The sequence below is a fragment of the Providencia sp. Je.9.19 genome (genome assembly GCF_051129765.1).
In the GTDB taxonomy this organism is placed as follows: Bacteria; Pseudomonadota; Gammaproteobacteria; order Enterobacterales; family Enterobacteriaceae; genus Providencia.
On record NZ_JBCPSS010000001.1, the window covers coordinates 609,446 to 630,274 of the forward strand.

Here is a 20,829-nt window from a genome sequence, read left to right on the forward strand (position 1 = left end):
TACTTTCACATGTAATATTAATATAAAACCTATCAATTAATATTTATTGGTTCGGTTCTACCTATCAAATCAATAGTGCCTACTGATTGGATTAAGATGCTTATAAACAGTAACTTAATAGGCAACCCAACAGGAGGACATCAAATGTCACTAATTAATACAAAAATCAAACCATTCTCAAATCAAGCATTTAAAGACGGTCAATTCATCGAAGTTACAGAGAAAGATGTTGAAAATAAATGGAGTGTATTCTTCTTTTATCCAGCAGATTTTACCTTTGTATGCCCGACAGAACTCGGCGACGTTGCTGATCATTACGAAGAGTTTCAAAAATTAAACGTTGAAATCTTCTCTGTTTCGACAGATACCCACTTTACTCATAAAGCATGGCATTCAAGCTCAGACACTATAGGTAAAATCAAATATGCAATGATTGGTGACCCGACAGGCGCATTGACACGTAACTTTGAAAATATGCGTGAAAATGAAGGTCTAGCTGATCGCGCTACATTCGTTGTCGACCCAGAAGGTATTATCCAAGCAATTGAAATCACAGCTGAAGGTATTGGCCGTGATGCATCAGATTTACTGCGTAAAATAAAAGCAGCTCAATATGTTGCAAGCCACCCAGGCGAAGTTTGTCCTGCTAAATGGAAGGAAGGTGAAGCGACTCTGTCTCCATCTTTAGATTTAGTCGGTAAAATCTAATTCGTTGATAAATCTATTCATAGATTAGTAATACGATAGTGCAAATTGTAGGTAAGTGATAGTGATTATTAAGACACCTGCAATTTGCTATCTGACGGGTATATGTACCCGATTTTATCATTAAAAAGGGAATTACATGCTCGATAATAATTTACAGGCTCAATTGAAAGCCTATTTAGAAAAACTCACTAAGCCATTAGAGTTAGTTGCCAATTTAGATGACAGCAATAAATCAAATGAAATAAAACAATTAATTGAACAGATTGCAGCGTTATCAGACAAAATTAGTGTGCGAGTTGAACATAATAATTCGTTAAGAATGCCATCTTTTTTAATTACCAACCCAGGTGTTGACCGTGGTGTACGTTTTGCTGGCTCGCCATTAGGACACGAATTTACATCTCTTGTGCTCGCATTATTGCAAGTGGGTGGACATCCATCTAAAGAAGCACAAGAGTTATTGGAACAAATTGAAGCCCTCGAGGGTAAGTTCCATTTTGAAACATACTATTCATTATCATGTCATAATTGCCCAGATGTTGTACAAGCTCTTAATTTAATGGCTATTTTGAATCCCAAGATTAGCCATACGGCTATCGATGGCGGGATTTTTCAAAATGAAATTGAAGAGCGTAATGTGATGGGTGTACCAGCTGTTTACTTAAATGGTAAGGCGTTTGGTCAAGGCCGTATGACCTTAAGTGAGATTGTGAGTAAAGTTGATACTAATGCTGATTTACGTGCAGCTAAATCATTGACTGAACGTGAGCCATATGAAGTTCTGATCATAGGGAGTGGCCCTGCTGGTGCATCAGCTGCGATTTATACGGCGCGTAAAGGTATTCGCACCGGTGTTATTGGTGAGCGCTTCGGTGGTCAAGTCATGGATACTGTTGATATCGAAAACTATATTTCTGTGATCAAAACAGAAGGTGCGATATTTGCAGGAGCGCTTAAAAATCATGTTGATAACTATGATGTTGATATTATTGATGGTCAGTCGGTAACAAAACTAATACCGGCAGAACAAGAAGGCAGTTTACATCAAATAGAAACGGCTTCTGGCGGAGTTTTAAAATCACGCAGCATTATTATTTCAACGGGTGCACGCTGGAGAAATATGGGTGTACCGGGCGAACAAGAATATCGTACCAAAGGGATCACATTCTGCCCGCATTGTGATGGCCCATTATTTAAAGGTAAACGTGTTGCTGTTATTGGCGGTGGTAACTCAGGAATTGAAGCCGCTATCGATTTAGCAGGTATTGTTGAGCACGTGACAGTATTAGAATTTGCACCTGAACTTAAAGCTGATGCTGTTTTACAGCACAAAGCCCGCAGCATGAAAAATGTAGAGATCATCTTGAATGCACAGACCTTAGAAGTAAAGGGTGATGGTAGCAAGATGACGAGTTTAGAATATAAAAATCGTGCTGATGAAAGTACACATTCTTTAGCGGTTGCAGGTGCATTTGTACAAATCGGTTTATTGCCAAATACCAATTGGTTAGGAGATACGATTATTCGTAACCGTATGGGCGAAATTGAAGTTGATGCTCGCGGTGAAACGAATATCAAAGGTATTTTTGCCGCTGGCGACTGTACCACTGTGCCTTACAAACAAATCATCATTTCAGCCGGAGAAGGTGCAAAAGCCGCACTTAGCGCATTTGACTACCTAATCCGCACAAGTACCAGAACCGCTGAATAGGAGTTTTTTACTCTAAATTCAGTAGGTTGTAGTCTAAAGGCACTCGGGGGCGAGTGCCTTTTTTTTGTGTGTATTTTAATCAAAAAAGGCTCAAAAGTGCCTAAAAGTGTTCAAGTGTGGACAACTTGTGGACGATCTAAACGCTGATTTGGTGGTACTTGCAGCGAAGAAATGCATTCCAGTGTGGACAACTTGTGGACACGCCAAAGCTAAGTTTGCCTCGGTGTTCGTCGTCAAAATCACCCTAAAACGAACAATCTATTAAGCTAACTCTGTTCCTCCCTTTAATGGATTATACGTAATCGCAGTTAGCGCTGGTTCTACCCGTAAAAGCGGCACATATTCGCCAAACTCGTGACTTTATTATTGAGTTGGCCAAACAACGTGTTCAAGCTATTCAACTCGACCAGCCGCCAGTGATGGAGTTTTGGGATATGTTCGATTACTTGCAAGATAATGAAGCGTTTGGTGTGAATCATAGCGTTGAGCAGGGTGTTTATGTGGTGAATTTTAACCATATTGCACAGGTGGCCAGTGAACATCGCCAATCGATGTTGTTGAATACAGATATTAAGAATTTATTGAAATCGGGTCGAATGCGTAAGTTTGTGAGCGTTAAGACCGTGAGAAGTGTGGTAAACAGTCAGTTTAATAGTTCGCTTGCGGTGGGGAGTACTTTGTCGAAGCCGGATGTGCTTAGATGTTGGGTATTTCAAGAAAACAGTGAAAGCTAGTTATCGCCTATTTCCTTTCTATCGGCTTGCCTTGTGCAGCCTTTCTTTTATCTATCGATAAATCCCATGAATTAAGTAAATACTCATCATCAATATTCTATGAAAGCGTAGGTAAGTGAATCTATAGATAACAGAATAAGAATTGACTGTTATTTAATCGCTTTTATAAATATAGAGAATTTGTGGGAGGGGTTCGGAAAGCGGTTACATTGGTTACAAAATTAAAATAGTCTTGTATCTTATTGATAAGATATAAAAATATAGAAATAGTAAAAGGTTACAAATGGGTTACTTTGTGGTTACGTGTAACCGTTTTGAGAGGTTACAAATTAAAAACATAACTCATTATTTTATAAGGATGTAACTTTTTAACCCCTGTTTTGTAACCCGTTGTAACCAGCAAAAAGTTACAACGGAGTTGTTTGTAATCAGTGAGTTATAGGTGGTTTTGGTAGGGTGTAACCGATGTAACCGGTTTCCGAGAGGGGGGAGTTTTATAAGGCCAACAATGCTGCGAATGCTGCAATAGCAGCAAAAAATAAAATGAAAAATCCATATAGGTAACTATTTATTTTTTTTTGATTTCTGAAATTTAAATCGATAAATAGTAATTTAAGTCTAAAAAGATAAAGCATTGTACTAGAAGTGTTTTCAGCTGAGGTTGCAAGAGCATATTTAAAAAATAATTTAAAATTTTTCCTTATTTTTTTCCTGCTGATGCATTGTGGATGATTGTATATATTGATTAATAATTCATTCTCGTTAGCTTTAGTGAAATCATTTTTGTAAGGAGAAATAAATGTAAGGACACGCCCATCGTAGGTTTGTGTATACCAAATTGCAGCACCTCCTTCTTTAGTTTGTGAGAATACACCGTTGTTATTTTCATCTAATATAAAACTATCGCAAGGTAGTGTTCTATTACCACAGTGTACTTGTGCAGCATTTAATACGTTATAATACATTATATTCTTATCTTTTATTTCATCGCTCATATAGTTGCTAAAGTAGATTTTTTCAAAACTATTATCTATGATTTCATTATTTTTTAGTAGTTCGAATTCTTCTTTTAGCCTATTTTCAAGACTACGCCACATAACTCTTTTGACAATAGAGTTACCTACAGAGTCATTTTTTTGTTTGGCTATTTTTTTTATATAAGATAAATAGCGTTTCATAGTACTTAGCATTCCATAAGTTAAATAGGTTCGATTTATAGTATTAATATCATGATAAAGGTATTTTAAGATAGATTAATTTTAGGGGCGTCAAAAATAGTATTATCTTTCTGTTTTTAAAGAAAATAAACTATTTAAATTGACATTAGAGGGGATTTTGAACACTCTTTAGAGTTAACGAAATAAAGGGAGAAGCGTGAAATGCCTTTTTTAGAATACATATCTGATGATAATTTAATCAAAGAAGTAAAGTATCTTTTGGACAAGGCCGTAGAAAAAAGGCAAGATGCTGAAAAATCATTCAATAAAAATGTCATTGACCCATTTGGCGCCTTGTTTGAAGCCTCTGATTTCAATAGTCATGAAGAGTGGCGCAATTCTGAAATGGCTCGACAGTGTCAAAAAACCATTCAAAATCATGTGGGTACATTTCATCAGAAAATCCTAGGTTATGTCGATGGCTGGGAAGATTTAGGAACCGGCGGTATTGTTGATTTGATTAATCGTGAAAAGAAAATTATTGCAGAATCGAAAAATAAATTTAATACCGTAACGGGTGGCAACCTTGCCGCGATGTACATTTCGTTAGATGCACAAGTTTCTCCTAAAAATAGTCAGTTTAAAGGCTATACGGCTTATTTTGTTAATATTATTCCTAAAAAACCAGAACGTTTTAATATCCCTTTTATTCCATCAAATAAAGAAACGGGCGCAAAATGCTCTGAAAACTCTTTAATTAGAGTTATTGATGGTGCTAGTTTTTATCACATAGTAACAGGCCGAGAGGATGCGCTAAAAGAGCTGCATGAGGCATTACCTAAAGTCATCGAAGCTGTTTATCATCAATGTTATGGGCAAAAAGATTTTGTTATTCCTGATGTTGAATTGTTTATGAGTTATTTTACTGAAGCGTACGGAAAATAACCATGATCAATGTTTGACTTTTAACATGACTATATATACAGTTGTAACCATGATCAAGATTATCAGGAATCACTATTATGCTACAAGATGAATTTTCTATCGCTGAAGTTGCAGACCTTTTAGGTGTAACAAAAGAGACGTTAAGGCGTTGGGATTCAAGTAAAAAATTAAAATCAAAACGCAATCCTGATAATAACTACCGTTACTATGAAAAAGAACAACTTATGCAGTTCGAACAAATCCAAGCACTTTATAAAAGTAATTGGGATCATGAATTGCAAATCAAGCCAGCCAAAAAATTCACGGTATTAGAATTATTTGCAGGTGCAGGTGGTATGGCGCTAGGGTTGGAAAAAGCAGGTCTATCGGCCGTCATGCTAAATGAAATTGATAAACATGCTTGTAATACACTACGTTTAAACAGACCTGATTGGAATGTTGTTGAAGGGGATGTCGCTGGTATCGATTTTTCGCAATACAAAGGTAAGGTTGATGTCTTGGCCGGTGGTTTTCCTTGTCAGGCATTTTCTTATGCAGGGAAAAAAATGGGTTTTGAAGATACTAGAGGTACCTTATTTTTTGAATTCGCAAGAGCAGTGCAGGAAGTACAACCAAAAATATTATTAGCTGAAAATGTTAGAGGTTTACTAAATCACGACGATGGTAAAACCTTACAAACGATAGTTAACGCTATTGATGAAATAGGTTATTCCCTTATTACACCTAAAGTACTGAAAGCAATTTTTTATCAAGTACCTCAAAAGCGCGAAAGACTTATTTTAGTTGCTATTCGCAAAGATTTATTAAATTCAATAGATTATGAATGGCCATCACCTTACCATAAGGTAATGACAATGCGTGATGCATTGAAAGCAGGTGAATTATTTGAAACAGATGTGCCTATATCTGAAGGTCAAAAATATCCTAAAAGAAAACAAGAAATTTTGTCTTTAGTACCTCAAGGCGGTTATTGGCGTGATCTTCCTGAAGATATTCAGAAAGAATATATGCAAAAAAGTTACTATTTAGGCGGTGGTAAAACAGGAATGGCAAGACGTTTATCATGGGATGAACCTAGCTTAACGTTAACCTGTTCACCCGCTCAAAAGCAAACAGAGCGTTGCCATCCAGAAGAAACTCGCCCATTGGCAGTTAGAGAATACGCTCGGATCCAAACATTCCCCGATAATTGGGAGTTTTCAGGACCGATTACTGCTAAATATAAGCAAATTGGTAACGCTGTTCCTGTTAATTTATCCTATGCAATTGGGCGTTCTTTAGTTCGTGCACTTAATAGCTTAGAACAAAAAGAAGTTGTTGCTCATTGTGATGAAGAACTTCTTTCGGCATAATTTTTCACTGTAGTTATAGATACCGCTAAATTTAAAATGAGGCGGTATTTTTTGTTTTTAATTCAGTACTTTATCACTTCATAATTTTGCATTACATTGCACAAATTCAATATTTTCATATTTCCTATTCAGTACATACGCTGGCGCAGCTTTTCCACTCCGCACACTTGCACAAAATCCCACCCCTTTTGTGTGCGGGCGAGGCGGGGGAGCAAGCGCGCGCAAAAGGGGTAAAGGTGGGCCGCGCTGGCTATGTTGTGATTAGCCCGTGAGTGGTGTTATCTACGAGTATTTAGGCTATACAGCCGAGATGAGATAAAAAATAGATTCGGATATGTCGAATAGATAGAACGGCGCTAAGGCCGTCCTATTGTGTTTGAGCGGAAATGTTTGTGATCAGGTTTCCTACACTCGGTTGGAAATAGATTACTTTCAGTTATGTTCTCTGTACTTAGCTTGTGATGAATTATTTATAACTCGGCTCTTTCCCCTTCGCCTGCGTCAAAAAATCCAGCAACGCATATTGTTTAAAGCGGATCGCCTCAACGCCTAGCATGTCATTAATTGACTTCATGCTTTCCATAAGTGGCAATAACTCATTGAACCAAAACACCATTGCGGCCTTTTCGATATCGCCGAGGCTCCCGGAACCTTGCGGAATTATTCCCATCAACTGCGGTGGGATGCGGTGCATTGCGAACAAATCATTCTTTAATGCCCACAAACTCATCTTTTGTTATACAAGTCACCAGTCCAAAATGAATAGGGCTCGTGATCTTCACTGGATGGAGTCGAAAAGTGGTACGGCGTAAATGGATATGTGATGCCATAGCCGAGGCAACTTTACGTAATTCTAAGAAACGCGATACCCAAAATACCTCATCAAAATAGAGATCTCTGGTATACGATTGCGCGGTCGCAGTTGCGGTGCCAAGAAAAAACAGTATGCCGCCGTTGGATAACATAATTTCGTCACCGCCTTTAAGCTCAACGCCGACTTGCCTTGCGAACAATTGAATAAAGCGTTTGAACTGAAAAGCTTGAGCGCGGCTAGCAGAGAGAAATATTTGGTTATTACCGGTTTCCAATGCGGTTAATAAGGCCTCGCGGGCAAAATACCACGTGGTATCAATTTGCCGTGATTTAAGAATAAAGCGATTTCTTTGCGTGCGTTTATCCCACCACTGGCGCTGATACTCAAATAAGCTAATGTCATTAACATTAACGGATAATCGCGGATTTGAGGTAGATACCTTAGAGCTAACGATTGATGATACCGACGGTAAAATCGCGTTACCGGCGCGTGGGGCTGAGATTTCCGTATCCCTTGGTTGGCAGGGGGAAGCCTTGGTACATAAAGGGATGTATACCGTTGATGAAATTAGTCATTCAGGCCCACCTGACCAAATCACTGTCACCGCTCGCAGCGCGGATTTTCGGCAAGATTTCAACGTTAAACGTGAATACAGTTGGCACGATATCAAGGTGCCTGATGTGATCAGCGCGATAGCAGGGCGTTATAACCTCAAACCCGCGGTCAGCAAGCAATTGATGCACATTGAAATTGACCACGCCGACCAGACCAATGATTTAGTTAAAAGTCATTAATGAATATCTTCATGGCTGCTATAAATAAGTGACAATTCAGGGTGGTGCCATAAGCTGGCAGGAGTGACTGTCGTGCGTTCCCATGGGATCTGACCGATAAACCAGAATTTCCAGAAATTTAATTTTGCATTCGGATTTTTGCCTAATAATTCTTGAAAAGTTTCTTTTTTACCAACTTGAATATTGAGTGCAGTATCATAGAGTTCAAATACAAATTTTGAACAAAATTGTCTTGATGAATCATAATCAAAGCCCGTGTGGTAAAGCTTATTGAGTCTTGTAGGGACTTGGGATACTAATGCTAATTTTTGTTCTGTAGTCAGTGGTGTGGCTAAACGACGGATCCCATAACGGTTATTATTAGAACGTGAAATAAAACGTGAAAGGGTAGTTGTGGTGGATAATGGTATACGACTTTCTGCAATTAAATAATCTTCGCCATTATGCCCAATAATCATGCCAACGTGATTGCTCCAACATAATGAAGCAGATGCAATTTGGCGAAATAACTCGTTACCAATACTGGTAAAAATGATATCCCCGACTTCTAGGTCATAAGGGTAATTAATCTTTGTCATCAACACACCTCAAGGTGATTTAAAAAGCTGCATTGAGGTTATGTTATAAACAATTGGTGAATTGTCGCAATCAGAAAAAGGCTTAAAATAGCCCTATGTTTATATAGGGTATATGTTCCGTAATTTTTCGCTGAGTGCTTGAATACTATTTGTAATCTTTAATTCTGTGTGGGCAGCGTAACCAAATAAAATGGCATTATTATTTTTACTCTTGATGCAATATCTAGCTAGGGGTTGGGCACCAAAATTTAATAGGCGACACTGTTCTAAAATAACATGAAGGTCATAACCTTGTTTGATCCAACATACCGTGTGGATCCCTGAATCTGTCATTTCTACATCAAATATATCGGGTAAATATAAGTTAATTGCCTTAAAAAAAGCATTTTGGCGTTCATAACATATTTTCCGTATTTTTCTGACATGCCGTGCGTAATGGCCTTCTTGAATAAATTGAGCTAAAGCGGCTTGTTCTAAATAACTACACTGACTGTCACTGTAATATTTCATCATAGTAAATGCATCACTTAGCATTCGTGGCACAATTAAAAATCCTAAGCGAAAACCGGGGTACATCATTTTTGAAAAAGTACCTGCATAAATAACCCGCTGATGATTATCGAGTCCTTGTAGTGCTTGAATAGGCTTAGATAAAAAACGAAACTCACTGTTGTAATCATCCTCAAAAATCCATGCATTATTTTTTTGAGCCCAGTCAAGTAAGGCTAAACGGCGGGGTAAACTTAATGTGCCACCAAGTGGAAATTGATGGGATGGTGTCGTATAAATAAGTTTAGCTTCAGGATGATGTGTTGCTCCATAGGCAATATTCATTCCTTCTTGGTCAGAGAATATTGGGGCTACTTCAGCACCTAAACCCGTTAAAATCGCCTTTGCACTATCATAACCTGGGTCATCAAGCCAAACTTTGTCTCCTTGTTTTAACAATACTCTGGCGGCTAAATTTATTGCTTGTTGTGTGCCATTTACAATAATAATCTGTTCTTCTGAACAGTGTACGCCACGGGTTGAAAGAACATAGTCGACCAATAGTTTTTTAAGAGGGGTATAGCCATCAGGGTGATTGTAAAGAGTAATGGCATGTTTTGATTTTCGCCAAACACGGCCTAATAATCGACCCCAAAGTTCATGCGGAAATTGATCAACGCAACCAATACCAATATTAAACATTTGGTGTTTATCCGTAGACGGTCGTGATTGAACCCACGAATTGGTGAGATTATCGACAGTCGGACTAAGATTTAGTGCATGATATTTAGGTTTATCGAGGGTGTGTAGGCGATTATTGGTTTTGACTAACTCGTTAGGCAGGTTATTTGAAATATAAGTTCCAGAACCTTGCTTAGAATATAAATACCCTTCATCTGATAATCGTTCAAATCCTGCGATAACAGAATTACGTGAAATGGACATCATTTCAGCCAATGCTCTGGTTGACGGTAGCTTAATTCCTGCATTTAATCGCCCATCAAGAATAGCGTTACGGATAGTGTGATATACACTTTCTTTGATGTTCCCTTCTTTTAGTAATCTTTCCTCTAAAAGTAGTAATGGAAACTGCGCTTGTGGTTTACGCCGCATAAAAGTGGACCCTATTTAAATGCTAAAAGTGTGTCTTATACAGTACCAAATTGATATGTACTATAACGTCATTATCTAATATGTCTACTAAAGGAAGGGTTATTATGAATAATGCAGCATTGCCTGTAACAGTTGAGTTTGCGTCACAAGAACATTATCCACAATGGTTAGTTTATTGGTTAAAGTATCAAGAATTCTATAAAGTAGATTTAGATGAAGATGTTACATTGAAAGCGTGGGAACGATTTTTTGATAATGATGAACCAATGTATTGTGCTGTTGCTCTTGATGGCGATAAAGTCGTTGGTTTTGTTAACTACACATATCATCGCTCAACATGGGCAAAAAATAATTTTTGTTACTTAGAAGACCTTTATGTAACGCCAGAAGTGAGAGGAAAGCATGTAGGCAAGCAGCTAATTGAATTTGTTCATGAACAAGCTCAACAACAAGAGTGTGGAAGATTGTATTGGCACACACAAGAAACTAATTTACGTGGACAAAAATTATATAATTGGGTGGCTGAAAAACCGGGTGTTATTGAGTATCGAATGCCACTATAAGTATATAAAGTTAGTCGTTCTACCTACATTTCAGTATTTATTTTACTGACCCGTTGTTTAGGCTAACAACGGGCTTTTCGTTATTTGTTGGCTAGAAAGAATTTACTGTACCTCATTCATTATAGGACTTTACTTAAAAACTCGGCGGTACGTGGATTTTTCGGTGAAGTGAATAATTGTTGAGGTGTGCCTTCTTCTTGGATAATACCTTGGTCAATGAAAATAACACGGTCGGCAACCTCTTTAGCAAATCCCATTTCATGAGTGACGATAACCATGGTCATCCCTTCGGTTGCAAGGATTTTCATTACGGCAAGTACTTCACCTACCAGTTCAGGATCTAGCGCTGAAGTGGGTTCATCAAACAATAAAATAGACGGTTGCATTGCAAGTGCTCGAGCTATTGCCACACGTTGTTGTTGTCCCCCAGAGAGACTCGCAGGCCATGCGTCTATTTTATCCAATAAACCCACTTTGATTAAAAGTTGTTCTGCTTTTTCCAATGCTTGTGATTTCTTTAATCCTTTAACTGAGATAGGTGCCATAGTTAAATTATCAAGCACAGTCATATGAGGAAATAAATTAAAGCGCTGGAAAACCATCCCGATATTTTCACGCATCTTATTAAGGTCAGTTTTAGGATCATGAACATCAAAGCCATTGACTCGAATTTCACCGCCATCAGGTCTTTCTAAGGCATTTAAGCAGCGTAAAAAAGTACTTTTACCTGAACCTGAAGGGCCTATTACGCAGATAACTTCTTGAGGTTTAATCTCACAGGAAATTCCTCTTAATACGTGGGTTTCACCAAATTTTTTCTGTAAATTATTAACGTAGATCACTGCGGCCCAACCTTCTTTCCATATATTGCACGAGCTGAGCAAGGATAAATGTCAGCACCCAGTAAATTACTGAAATTGTTAAGTATGGTTCCCAATAAGTTGCATAAGCCCCTGATACTGTTCTTGCTGCGTAGGCTAAATCTGCTAAACCGATGGCAGAAGCTAAAGAAGAATCTTTAACAATAGCAATTGCATTATTTCCAAGTGGAGGAAGGATCCGGCGGAAGGCTTGCGGTAAAATGACTTTGCGCATTGTCTTCGCCCAGCTCATACCCAATGCACGAGAGGCTTCCATTTGCCCTTTATCAATAGATTGAATACCAGCACGAAAAATTTCAGAGACGTAAGCGCCTGAATTTAAAGTAATAGCAACAATACATGATAAAAACGCACCGTAATCGGAACGCAACATACGTGCTGTATCGACAGACATGAGTCCTGAAGTTACAAAAATTCCATCACGAGGATTGATAAATAAAGGAACTAATGCAAAGTGAACAACCATTATTTGTACGAATAGCGGGGTACCGCGAAAGGCGCTGACATAGAAACGAACGGGCCATTGAACACAATAACGTAAAATAGGTTTCCATACTCCTTGTTCTGCTTTGGCTGTGCGTCCTAAACCAAGCGTTAATCCCCAAAGTGAACCTAAAATAACGCAAATAATCGTACATTTGATTGTCATCATTGCGCCCTCAACAAATAGCGGGGCGTATTCTTCAATTATTTCCCAACGAAAAGCAGACATCTTAATGGTCACCCTGATATAAACGAGAAAAAGCCACCCTTAGATGGCTTGAAACTAAATATGGTTATTGTTTTGGTAATTCAGGGACGTTTTCATCAAACCATTTTTGGTAGATTTTATTATAAGTACCATTTTCAACAATTTTATCTAGCCCATTATTTATTTTTTGTTGCAGCTCAGTATTTCCTTTTGCAACCGCGATACCAAAATATTGCTTCTCAAATTGGTTGTCGTAAACTAATTTGAATTTTTTTTCTGGGTGAGTCTTGATGTAATATTTAATGACACCGACATCTCCAACCGCGGCATCAATACCATCCTCGTACAATTCTTGTAATAGTAATGGAGTATTATCAAAACGTTTTATTGATGTGCTATTTTTGCCAATAACGTCAGAAACGACAATATCGCCTGTACTTGAATTGACCACACCAACATTTAATTTTTTCAAACTATTTAAATCAGTTACCGTAGACATTTCACCGATGACAATAGCTTGTTCCGCAGGGAAATAGGGTTTAGAAAAATCTACCATATTTTTACGTTTATCTGTGATCGTAATACCTGAGATTATAATATCTCTGTCACCGGTGGATAATGTGGCAAAAATACCCTCCCAAGGGGTATTAATGAGTTTGACATCAAAGCCCTCGACGTCAGCAATAGCCTTAATAATATCGATATCAAAGCCTTCGAGCTGTTTTTGACTATTTTCAAATTCAAATGGACGATAAGTTCCACCAGAACCTACGGTATAGCTCTCTTTAGCGTAAACATTCCCTGAGAATGCGGCGAGTGTCATACATCCCGCAAAAACTAATTTCTTAAACATACAAACCTCTTTTTTATGCATTTATAGTGAATAAAAATACATAAAATAATCACGGCAGGCAAATGTTATTTTAAATTCTAGATTAGATAATGTTTAACTCTATTAATTTAGTTTAATTTTTATGCATTTATACGACGTTGAAAATAAAGGTGTGCTTATTAATATTTAAATGTGATCTAGTTTTGATTACAGGGAAATAAATGAAGACTCACTCATAAAGCGTATTATTAGCGCTTTTTTTACCTAACATTCACATTGCGTTAACGTTAAACTTAAAGTCTTTATTCGCTTAATACTATGAAAGAAATAAAATAATCGATTATGGAAAAGATTTTATTGGTGTTATGGCCATTGTTTGCACTTATTGCAATGGGGTTTGCTTTACGTCGAACGGCGCTTTTTTCTGTTGATTTCTGGCCGAGTGCGGAAAAGCTAAATTATTTTATTTTGTTTCCAGCTTTGCTGATGAATAGCCTAGCGACAGCGCCGCTTGATAATCCTAAATTACCGTTCTTAGCGAGCGCAATATTCTTTATTTTAGCTGTTAGCTCCTTGTTAGTTTTAGTGAATAAATATTTATTTAAAATAACAATTGGCCGATTTGGTGCTTACATTCAGGGAGTCACTCGTTTTAATACTTATTTAGGTTTAGCGATAATTGCTGATTTGTTTGGCACGGAAGGGATAGCGATAGCTGCGGTCATCATGGCAATTTTAGTACCGAGTACCAATATTATTGCTGTGCTGTCATTAAGTGCGGGTAAGAGGGTCTCTATTCAACAGCTTTTTCTGCCGATAATTAAAAATCCATTGATCATTTCTTGTTTTCTCGGAATTTTATTAAACTTATCACCCATTGGTTTGCCATTTGGTTCTGACCAGCTATTAAAATTGCTTGCTGCGGCGAGTTTACCTCTTGGGTTGATTTGTATTGGTGGGGCATTACAAACGGCAACGTTAAAAAATGAGTTTAAACCTATAATAGTGACGACACTAATTCGCTTATTGGCTATGCCTAGTTTAGCGATATTTACGGCTTATTTATTTTCATTACCCGAACTTGAAACGGTACTTTTAGCGATCTTTTTTTCTATTCCAACCGCCCCAACAGCTTACATTTTAACAAGACAATTAAAAGGTGATAGTCAATTGATGGCGGGAATTATTACACTACAAACAATAACCGCAATACTGACATTACCTCTTGTTTTGACGTTAGTGATGCATTAGTTTCTTCAAAGATACAATCATGTTTTAAAAGTATTGAGATATATTTTGCAACCTCCTTACAGTTACACTATGTTATCGAGTGATGACGATATTTGAAAAGGAGTTGAGTGTGTCTTTGGAAAAATGCCAGAAATATGAAAACCTATCTATTGAGGATGTTTTAGAGAAACTTTCATCTTTATATTCGAGTGCGATTGAATCATTAAGAGATTCTATCGCAATTTACGTTAATGAAGGGCGTATACCAGACACAGAAGCCAGAGAAAATGGGTTGTTTGCTTATCCTGAACTTTGTGTCTCGTGGCATGGTAAAGTAGATCATTGTGAAAAAACTCGTGCTTATGCACGCTTTGTAAAGCGGGGTGATTACAGTATCACAATAACGCAACCTGAGTTGTTTCGCGCTTATTTAGTTGATCAATTGACTATTTTACAGCAGGACTATGATGTTTCTTTTACTGTGCGTCCTTCCAAAATAGAAATTCCTTATCCTTTTGTTATTGATGGTTCTGACTTAGTACTTGATAGAAGCATGAGTAGCAGCCTAGCCACACATTTCCCTATTACTGATCTAGCCGATATTAGTGATGATATAACCGATGGTTTGTATCATGCTACGGATAAAATGCCGTTGTCTCATTTTGATGCTTTACGTGTTGATTTTTCATTGGCGCGGCTAAAACATTACACAGGAACACCGCCGGAGCATGTTCAGCCTTATATTTTATTCACTAATTATAATCGTTATGTGGATGAATTTGTGAGTTGGGCTTGTGAGCAGATTAAAGATCCAGATAGTCGTTATATCGCATTGTCCTGCGTGGGGCATAACTACCTTACTGATGAAAATGCGGATCCACAGATTGCAATATCAGATTTAACTTGGAAAAGATTCCAAATGCCTGCATATCATCTTATTGCAAAAGATGGCGCTGGCATTACACTGGTCAATATTGGTGTTGGGCCTTCTAATGCAAAAAATATCTGTGACCATTTGGCTGTTTTACGCCCTCATACTTGGTTAATGATTGGGCACTGTGGTGGTTTACGTGAAAGCCAAAAAATTGGCGATTATGTTCTTGCCCATGCTTATTTACGTGATGATCACATACTGGATGATGTATTACCGCCAGATATTCCTATTCCAAGCATAGCGGAAGTACAACGTGCTTTATACGACGCAACCAAGCAAGTGAGCAACATGCCCGGAGAGTTGGTTAAACAGCGTTTACGCACGGGTACCGTTGTTACTACGGATGATCGTAACTGGGAGCTGCGTTTTTTTGCAACTGCACGTCGTTTTAGCTTGAGTCGAGCTGTTGCTGTCGATATGGAAAGCGCAACTATTGCCGCGCAAGGTTACCGTTTTCGTGTACCTTATGGCACTTTGTTATGTGTTTCTGATAAACCGTTACATGGTGAAATTAAATTACCAGGGCAGGCTAATAGTTTTTACGAGGGCGCTATTTCTGAGCACTTACAGATAGGGATCCGAGCCATTGATTTATTAAGGCAGGAAGGGGATAAATTACACTCTAGAAAATTGCGAACCTTTGATGAGCCACCTTTTAGATAGTGCGGAGAAGTAATTAATGGATTTTATTCCAGTCGTTGAAACAGAACGTTTAATTTTATCAAAACATGAGCTTAATGATTTTCCTAGTTTAACTCGACTTTGGGCGAGTAATTCAGTGGCTGAATTTATTACAGGCGTTCCATCCACCGAGCGAGAATCTTGGATGAGAATGCTTAATTATGGTGGTTTATGGCCATTGTTAGGATTTGGATATTGGGCCGTACGTGATAAAGCGACAGGGTTATATCTTGGCGATCTTGGTTTTGCTGACTTTCATCGCGTTGTCGAACCTTCAGTAAAAGGGATACCTGAGGGGGGATGGGTAATTGCACCAGAACATCATGGGCAAGGATATGCCACTGAAGCCATGAAGGGCGCATTGATATGGCTAAAATCACAAAATAAATTCGAACAAACCATTTGTTTTATCGATCCGGATAATACGGCTTCATTGCGTGTTGCTAAAAAAGTCGGTTACGTAGAAGAAAAGGAAGTTTTCATGAATGGTTCTATAACAATACTCTTACGCCAAAAGTTAAATTGAATCGTCTTAATCTTAATAAGTTAGGTTATAACATGATGAACGATGAACTCGATATTTCCCAAGTAAGTCAATTATCGGGTCTAGCGCCTTCAACTCTTCGTTATTATGAAGAGAAAGGGTTGATTAAGCCTATTGGCCGTAAGGGACTTAAACGTATTTATCATAGTAAAAGTGTTATGACCCGTTTAGCATTAATAAGCATGGGGCAACAAGCTAAATTTTCTCTCGATGAAATTGGTAAAATGCTAAACCATAAAGATGGCCTTAATATAGAGCGCGCCAGCTTAATGACGAAAGCCGACGAAATTGAAAAGACAATTGCCAGTTTGACTGTATTAAAAGACGGAATATTACATATTGCAAATTGCCCCGAAGAAAATCATTTACTGTGTCCTAATTTCCAAAAAATAATGGAAACAAGTTTGAAAATGAATCGCAAAAAAACGTAACTGTTATTGGTACATTTTTATTATGCCATTATTGATAACAATTAATCCCATATTCTGCTATAGAATGGGATGGAATATCTGATTACACTCTTAAAATTGCATTATTGATTTTAAGGTTCCTATGTCTACTCAATTTCTTGCTTTTGAAAAACCGATTGTTGAACTTAATGAAAAAATTGATGCATTAATTGCATTTAAACAATCGGGACACCCATCTGAAATTAAACTCGAAGAAGAAATAAAGCTGCTTAAAAACAAATGTCATGCGCTAACTAAAACGATATTTTCATCGTTAGGCGCGTGGGAGGTCGTGCAGCTTGCGAGGCATCCTCTCAGACCTTATACCCTTGATTATGTTTCTTTGATATTCACGGAATTTCAAGAGCTTGCAGGCGACCGAATGTTTGCTGATGATAAGGCATTAGTGGGTGGATTGGCGCGATTAGATGACAAGCCGGTGATGGTTATTGGCCAGCAAAAAGGGCGCAGCACTAAGGAAAAAGTCATGCGTAACTTTGGTATGCCATCACCTGAGGGATATCGAAAGGCACTTCGTTTAATGAAGATGGCCGAGCGCTTTCATTTACCCGTGATTATTTTTATTGATTCTGCTGGCGCATACCCTGGTGTTGGTGCCGAGGAACGTGGGCAAGCTGAAGCAATTGCCCGTAATATCATGGAGATGTCTTGTTTAAAAACGCCGATTATTTGTGTCATTACGGGAGAAGGTTGCTCTGGTGGTGCATTGGCAATTGGTGTGGGTGACCGTATAAATATGTTGGAATACAGTACTTATGCTGCAATTTCGCCAGAAGGTTGTGCATCTATTTTATGGAAAGATGCTCAAAAGGCACAGATTGCCGCTGAAGTGATGGGACTTACGGCAACTCGGCTTAAAGAGCTTGGTATTATTGATACGATTATCCCTGAACCACTTGGTGGTGCTCATCGCGATTATCAGCAAGCGGCTAAAAATCTGAAACAACAATTGCTGGCAGATTTAATGGCACTAAACCAGCTTGATATTGATACTTTATTAGCTGAACGTTATCAAAAAATTATGGCATTCGGCTATTGCTAATGTTATTAATTCAAGTTGGTATAAAGCAAATTGTTGGGTATTGAGTGATGTCAGTGGATCTGAATTTATTAAAGATATTTGTTTCTGTCGCCACATTAGGTAGTTTTGCCCATGCTGCAAAACAGCTTTCTATGCCAACATCTAATGTAAGCCGTGGAATTAAGCAGTTAGAAGAACAATTAAGTTGCCGATTGATTGAACGTACGACTCGACGTATGCGGTTAACCGAACAAGGTACTATGTTGTTACAACAAAGCCAAAAATTGTATATTGAACTTGATGAAACTCTTCAAAAAATTCGTCATCCTCAGCGATTAACAGGGATGCTGCGCTTAACAATTCCTAGCGAATTTGGTAGTCAATTATTAGCCGAGGTACTTGCCAAATTTGCATTAGCTCATCCTCAGTTAGCTATTCATTGTGATACTCAATTAATGCCTCTCGATGTAATTAGTGATGATATAGATCTCTTGCTGACCTTTCATCGAGGTGAGTTGAAAGACAGTAGTTATCATTCACGGTTAATTAAATCATGGGAAAGTGTTGTCGTTGCCGCGCCAGAACTTATTTTAAAGACAGGTAAGCCTGAAACTACCGAAAAATTAGCAGATATGCCTTGTATTTCCAGTTTCAGTGCATTACAAGGTCAACCTTGGATTTTTATTGATAAAAATGGATTACAAAAAAAAGTTAATATTAACAGTCAATTTCGAGTGAATAGTGGGATATTGGCTAATGTAGCGGCTTTAAACGGTGTTGGTTATGCTATTTTAGCGTTAGAGCCTTGTCAGGCACAGATAAAACAAGGAAAGCTCAAAGTTATTAGCTTTATGAATTATAAGCCAGCACCGATTGAATTGAGGGCGATTTATGCAAGTAACCGTGCATTATCTCCGAAAATTGATGCATTTTTACATTATCTTATAGAACACATCTAACTTGTTGTTAGTTAAATTCAATTATTTGAGCCTAGGATCAAAGTTAAAATCAAGGGGCTTAACGTTTTGAAGAGCCTTTGCAAACTGCGGATGGTTTGGATTAATAATGGCATTGTATTCATAGGGAATGATACCCGAAGGAACAAGTAGTACAAGGCTATCTTGGTTATTCAACCAGGTTGTCCCGATATCAATTGTGGAGGTTGGTGCGGGGTCTTGTTGCCAATCTACAGGTAAGTTTTCTATTGATAACTTCATGGCTTGTTTGTCATTTATTTCAATAGAAAACAAACTATAACGCTGTAATAACTGCTCTTGGTTGATGTGTACCAGTATTTCTAGTGCGGCTAATGAAATTTGTGTTGATGCATAAACCGCAGGCGTTCCTTTGTGATTCCAGCGTCCACCATATAGTCGAGCACCTTGCCCAGACCACGCGTCATGGGCAAACTCTGATTTGATAAGCCGATATAAAATCATGAAAATACGCCATGCTCGATGCGACCAATTAAATCGATAACCTCAAGAGCGCCACTTTCAGTAGCGATGAGTTCAATTGGGCGTATATGCCCCAAACCTTTTACCGGTTGATTTAGCCAATTTGTGGCAGCCGTTTTATCACCGTTAAATAGGCGTACTGCGGCGTCAAATACACGGACTAAACGTGCTATCCGCTCACTTTCATCAATATTCAGTGGCTGACCTGCATTTTTACGTCGAGAAATATTGCGCTCGTTAATACCTGAGATCCGTAATAATTCACTTTTAGTCATGCCAGACCATTCTTGGATATCGTCTAATACGCTGACTGACAGTCCTTGACGTAAGAAGTGGGTAAGCTCAATGCCACGCTCAGCAGGGAGACCTGCAAAACGCCATAACGGCTTGATTGCCAGTGCAATATTTGACGTAGGGGGGGTAGGGATATAGTTTCTCATTTTAATCTCCTCCGACATTTGTCTTATATAGTATAGACAAATGTGATGGAGGAGTAAAATATTCAAATTCGTACTGAGTAAGATGTAGCAATATTAATTTGATTTAAGATGGATTATTAAAATTATCGATTATTTTGTTGCAGGTGGCAGGCCACGCAGACGAATGGTTAGACCATTTAGAAAATATCTCAGTAATTGATCACCACAATTGCGATAGTTTTTATGTCCTGGCTTACGGAATACCGCATTAAGCTCAGGTTTAGATACGCGAAAATCAACGAGTTGGAAGATTTCAATCATATCAGTGTCTTTCAGCTCGAAAGCAACACGTAATTTTTTGAGCATGATATTATTATTAATACGCTCTTCGACTTCAGGTACAGGGTGATTTTCATCTTTTCCACGGCGATGGAAAATTAAGCCATTTAAAAAATGACCCATAACATTATCATTACATTCAGCATAGTCATGGTCAGTTTCTTTTTTTAGCCACTTGACCATTTCTTCTTTAGTGACAGTGAGGCCTGCGAGTTCTACGATTTTGACCATTTGAGCATCACTCAAATCCAACATATAGCGAACACTTCGTAAAACATAATTATTCAACATGGTTATAATTTATCCATTATTTGTTAATATTATTAACAATAAAATTGGTGCAGTAATAAATAGAATCAACGGTAGCCTTCA

Annotated in this window: 21 protein-coding genes and 3 pseudogenes; 13 read left to right on the forward strand and 11 right to left on the reverse strand. The window is 38.0% G+C overall.

All coding sequences use genetic code 11. The features are described 5' to 3' along the window. The first annotated feature begins 144 nt into the window (after positions 1–144). From ahpC to AAZR93_RS02920, 3 genes are all read left to right on the forward strand, one after another. On the forward strand, positions 145–708 hold the full coding sequence (gene ahpC / locus AAZR93_RS02910; protein WP_434718917.1) for an alkyl hydroperoxide reductase subunit C: 564 nt from the start codon (positions 145–147) through the stop codon (positions 706–708). 136 nt (positions 709–844) lie between these two features. Next, the gene (gene ahpF, locus AAZR93_RS02915; protein ID WP_434718918.1) at positions 845–2,419 is read left to right on the forward strand and encodes an alkyl hydroperoxide reductase subunit F; all 1,575 of its coding nucleotides are present in this window, start codon (positions 845–847) and stop codon (positions 2,417–2,419) included. A gap of 371 nt (positions 2,420–2,790) precedes the next feature. Continuing rightward, positions 2,791–3,153 (forward strand): hypothetical protein, encoded by a 363-nt coding sequence (locus AAZR93_RS02920; protein WP_434718919.1) that lies wholly within the window; start codon positions 2,791–2,793, stop codon positions 3,151–3,153. Positions 3,154–3,647: 494 nt separating this feature from the next. Here the strand turns inward: AAZR93_RS02920 and AAZR93_RS02925 are convergent, their stop codons facing one another. Next, complete coding sequence (locus tag AAZR93_RS02925; protein WP_272576743.1) at positions 3,648–4,331, reverse strand: hypothetical protein; 684 nt, start codon at positions 4,329–4,331, stop codon at positions 3,648–3,650. A gap of 201 nt (positions 4,332–4,532) precedes the next feature. On the opposite strand from AAZR93_RS02925, the gene AAZR93_RS02930 reads away from it, so the two are divergent. Both AAZR93_RS02930 and dcm read left to right on the forward strand, forming a co-directional pair. After that, positions 4,533–5,255, forward strand: coding sequence for an Eco47II family restriction endonuclease (locus AAZR93_RS02930; protein ID WP_434718920.1), 723 nt, complete (start codon positions 4,533–4,535; stop codon positions 5,253–5,255). 77 nt (positions 5,256–5,332) lie between these two features. Next, positions 5,333–6,607, forward strand: coding sequence for a DNA (cytosine-5-)-methyltransferase (dcm, locus tag AAZR93_RS02935; protein ID WP_434718921.1), 1,275 nt, complete (start codon positions 5,333–5,335; stop codon positions 6,605–6,607). Positions 6,608–7,073: 466 nt separating this feature from the next. Here dcm and AAZR93_RS02940 read toward each other — a convergent pair. Together AAZR93_RS02940 and AAZR93_RS02945 are read right to left on the reverse strand one after the other, a co-directional pair. Continuing rightward, positions 7,074–7,341, reverse strand: a pseudogene (locus tag AAZR93_RS02940) (phage portal protein); the annotation flags it as partial. After that, a pseudogene (locus AAZR93_RS02945) lies at positions 7,340–7,815 on the reverse strand (terminase large subunit domain-containing protein); the annotation flags it as partial. The pseudogenes AAZR93_RS02945 and AAZR93_RS02940, both read right to left, overlap by 2 nt. Here AAZR93_RS02945 and AAZR93_RS02950 point away from each other — a divergent pair. Next, positions 7,805–8,197: pseudogene (locus tag AAZR93_RS02950) on the forward strand (phage late control D family protein); the annotation flags it as partial. The pseudogenes AAZR93_RS02945 and AAZR93_RS02950 sit on opposite strands and share 11 nt — an antisense overlap. A gap of 14 nt (positions 8,198–8,211) precedes the next feature. Here the strand turns inward: AAZR93_RS02950 and AAZR93_RS02955 are convergent. Further along, positions 8,212–8,793: a YebB family permuted papain-like enzyme gene (locus AAZR93_RS02955; RefSeq protein ID WP_434718922.1), complete on the reverse strand. Its 582-nt coding sequence runs from the start codon at positions 8,791–8,793 to the stop codon at positions 8,212–8,214. 99 nt (positions 8,794–8,892) lie between these two features. Then, positions 8,893–10,395, reverse strand: coding sequence for a PLP-dependent aminotransferase family protein (locus tag AAZR93_RS02960; protein ID WP_434718923.1), 1,503 nt, complete (start codon positions 10,393–10,395; stop codon positions 8,893–8,895). Positions 10,396–10,499: 104 nt separating this feature from the next. Here AAZR93_RS02960 and AAZR93_RS02965 point away from each other — a divergent pair, with 104 nt between their 5' ends. Continuing rightward, positions 10,500–10,958, forward strand: coding sequence for a GNAT family N-acetyltransferase (locus AAZR93_RS02965; protein WP_434718924.1), 459 nt, complete (start codon positions 10,500–10,502; stop codon positions 10,956–10,958). Between the two features lie 119 nt (positions 10,959–11,077). On the opposite strand, the gene AAZR93_RS02970 is transcribed toward AAZR93_RS02965, so the two are convergent. The 3 genes from AAZR93_RS02970 to AAZR93_RS02980 form a co-directional block, all read right to left on the reverse strand. Then, a complete protein-coding gene (locus tag AAZR93_RS02970) occupies positions 11,078–11,800 on the reverse strand; it encodes an amino acid ABC transporter ATP-binding protein (RefSeq protein ID WP_294103679.1) in 723 nt (240 codons plus the stop codon). Further along, positions 11,787–12,551 (reverse strand): amino acid ABC transporter permease, encoded by a 765-nt coding sequence (locus tag AAZR93_RS02975; RefSeq protein WP_434718925.1) that lies wholly within the window; start codon positions 12,549–12,551, stop codon positions 11,787–11,789. Before AAZR93_RS02975 ends, AAZR93_RS02970 begins: the two co-directional genes overlap by 14 nt. Positions 12,552–12,615: 64 nt before the next feature. Next, positions 12,616–13,383 carry a basic amino acid ABC transporter substrate-binding protein gene (locus tag AAZR93_RS02980; protein WP_434718926.1) on the reverse strand — a complete coding sequence of 256 codons (768 nt, stop codon included), beginning with the start codon at positions 13,381–13,383 and terminating at the stop codon, positions 12,616–12,618. Between the two features lie 321 nt (positions 13,384–13,704). Here AAZR93_RS02980 and AAZR93_RS02985 point away from each other — a divergent pair, with 321 nt between their 5' ends. From AAZR93_RS02985 to AAZR93_RS03010, 6 genes are all read left to right on the forward strand, one after another. Beyond that, on the forward strand, positions 13,705–14,613 hold the full coding sequence (locus AAZR93_RS02985; protein ID WP_434718927.1) for an AEC family transporter: 909 nt from the start codon (positions 13,705–13,707) through the stop codon (positions 14,611–14,613). 109 nt (positions 14,614–14,722) lie between these two features. After that, entirely contained in the window at positions 14,723–16,189 is a 1,467-nt protein-coding gene (locus tag AAZR93_RS02990) for an AMP nucleosidase (RefSeq protein WP_434718928.1), read from the forward strand. Between the two features lie 16 nt (positions 16,190–16,205). After that, positions 16,206–16,733 carry a GNAT family N-acetyltransferase gene (locus AAZR93_RS02995; protein WP_336429089.1) on the forward strand — a complete coding sequence of 176 codons (528 nt, stop codon included), beginning with the start codon at positions 16,206–16,208 and terminating at the stop codon, positions 16,731–16,733. Between the two features lie 32 nt (positions 16,734–16,765). Then, the gene (locus AAZR93_RS03000; protein ID WP_434718929.1) at positions 16,766–17,182 is read left to right on the forward strand and encodes a helix-turn-helix domain-containing protein; all 417 of its coding nucleotides are present in this window, start codon (positions 16,766–16,768) and stop codon (positions 17,180–17,182) included. 121 nt (positions 17,183–17,303) lie between these two features. Beyond that, on the forward strand, positions 17,304–18,263 hold the full coding sequence (gene accA / locus AAZR93_RS03005) for an acetyl-CoA carboxylase carboxyl transferase subunit alpha (RefSeq protein ID WP_294103685.1): 960 nt from the start codon (positions 17,304–17,306) through the stop codon (positions 18,261–18,263). Between the two features lie 47 nt (positions 18,264–18,310). Continuing rightward, complete coding sequence (locus AAZR93_RS03010) at positions 18,311–19,201, forward strand: LysR family transcriptional regulator (protein WP_434718930.1); 891 nt, start codon at positions 18,311–18,313, stop codon at positions 19,199–19,201. Positions 19,202–19,222: 21 nt separating this feature from the next. Here AAZR93_RS03010 and AAZR93_RS03015 read toward each other — a convergent pair whose 3' ends face one another. The 3 genes from AAZR93_RS03015 to AAZR93_RS03025 form a co-directional block, all read right to left on the reverse strand. Then, complete coding sequence (locus tag AAZR93_RS03015) at positions 19,223–19,681, reverse strand: RES family NAD+ phosphorylase (protein WP_294103689.1); 459 nt, start codon at positions 19,679–19,681, stop codon at positions 19,223–19,225. Beyond that, positions 19,678–20,139: a type II RES/Xre toxin-antitoxin system antitoxin gene (gene parS / locus AAZR93_RS03020; RefSeq protein WP_336429096.1), complete on the reverse strand. Its 462-nt coding sequence runs from the start codon at positions 20,137–20,139 to the stop codon at positions 19,678–19,680. Before parS ends, AAZR93_RS03015 begins: the two co-directional genes overlap by 4 nt. Before the next feature lie 129 nt (positions 20,140–20,268). Next, positions 20,269–20,748 carry a DUF1456 family protein gene (locus AAZR93_RS03025; RefSeq protein WP_434718931.1) on the reverse strand — a complete coding sequence of 160 codons (480 nt, stop codon included), beginning with the start codon at positions 20,746–20,748 and terminating at the stop codon, positions 20,269–20,271. Between the last annotated feature and the right edge of the window lie 81 nt (positions 20,749–20,829).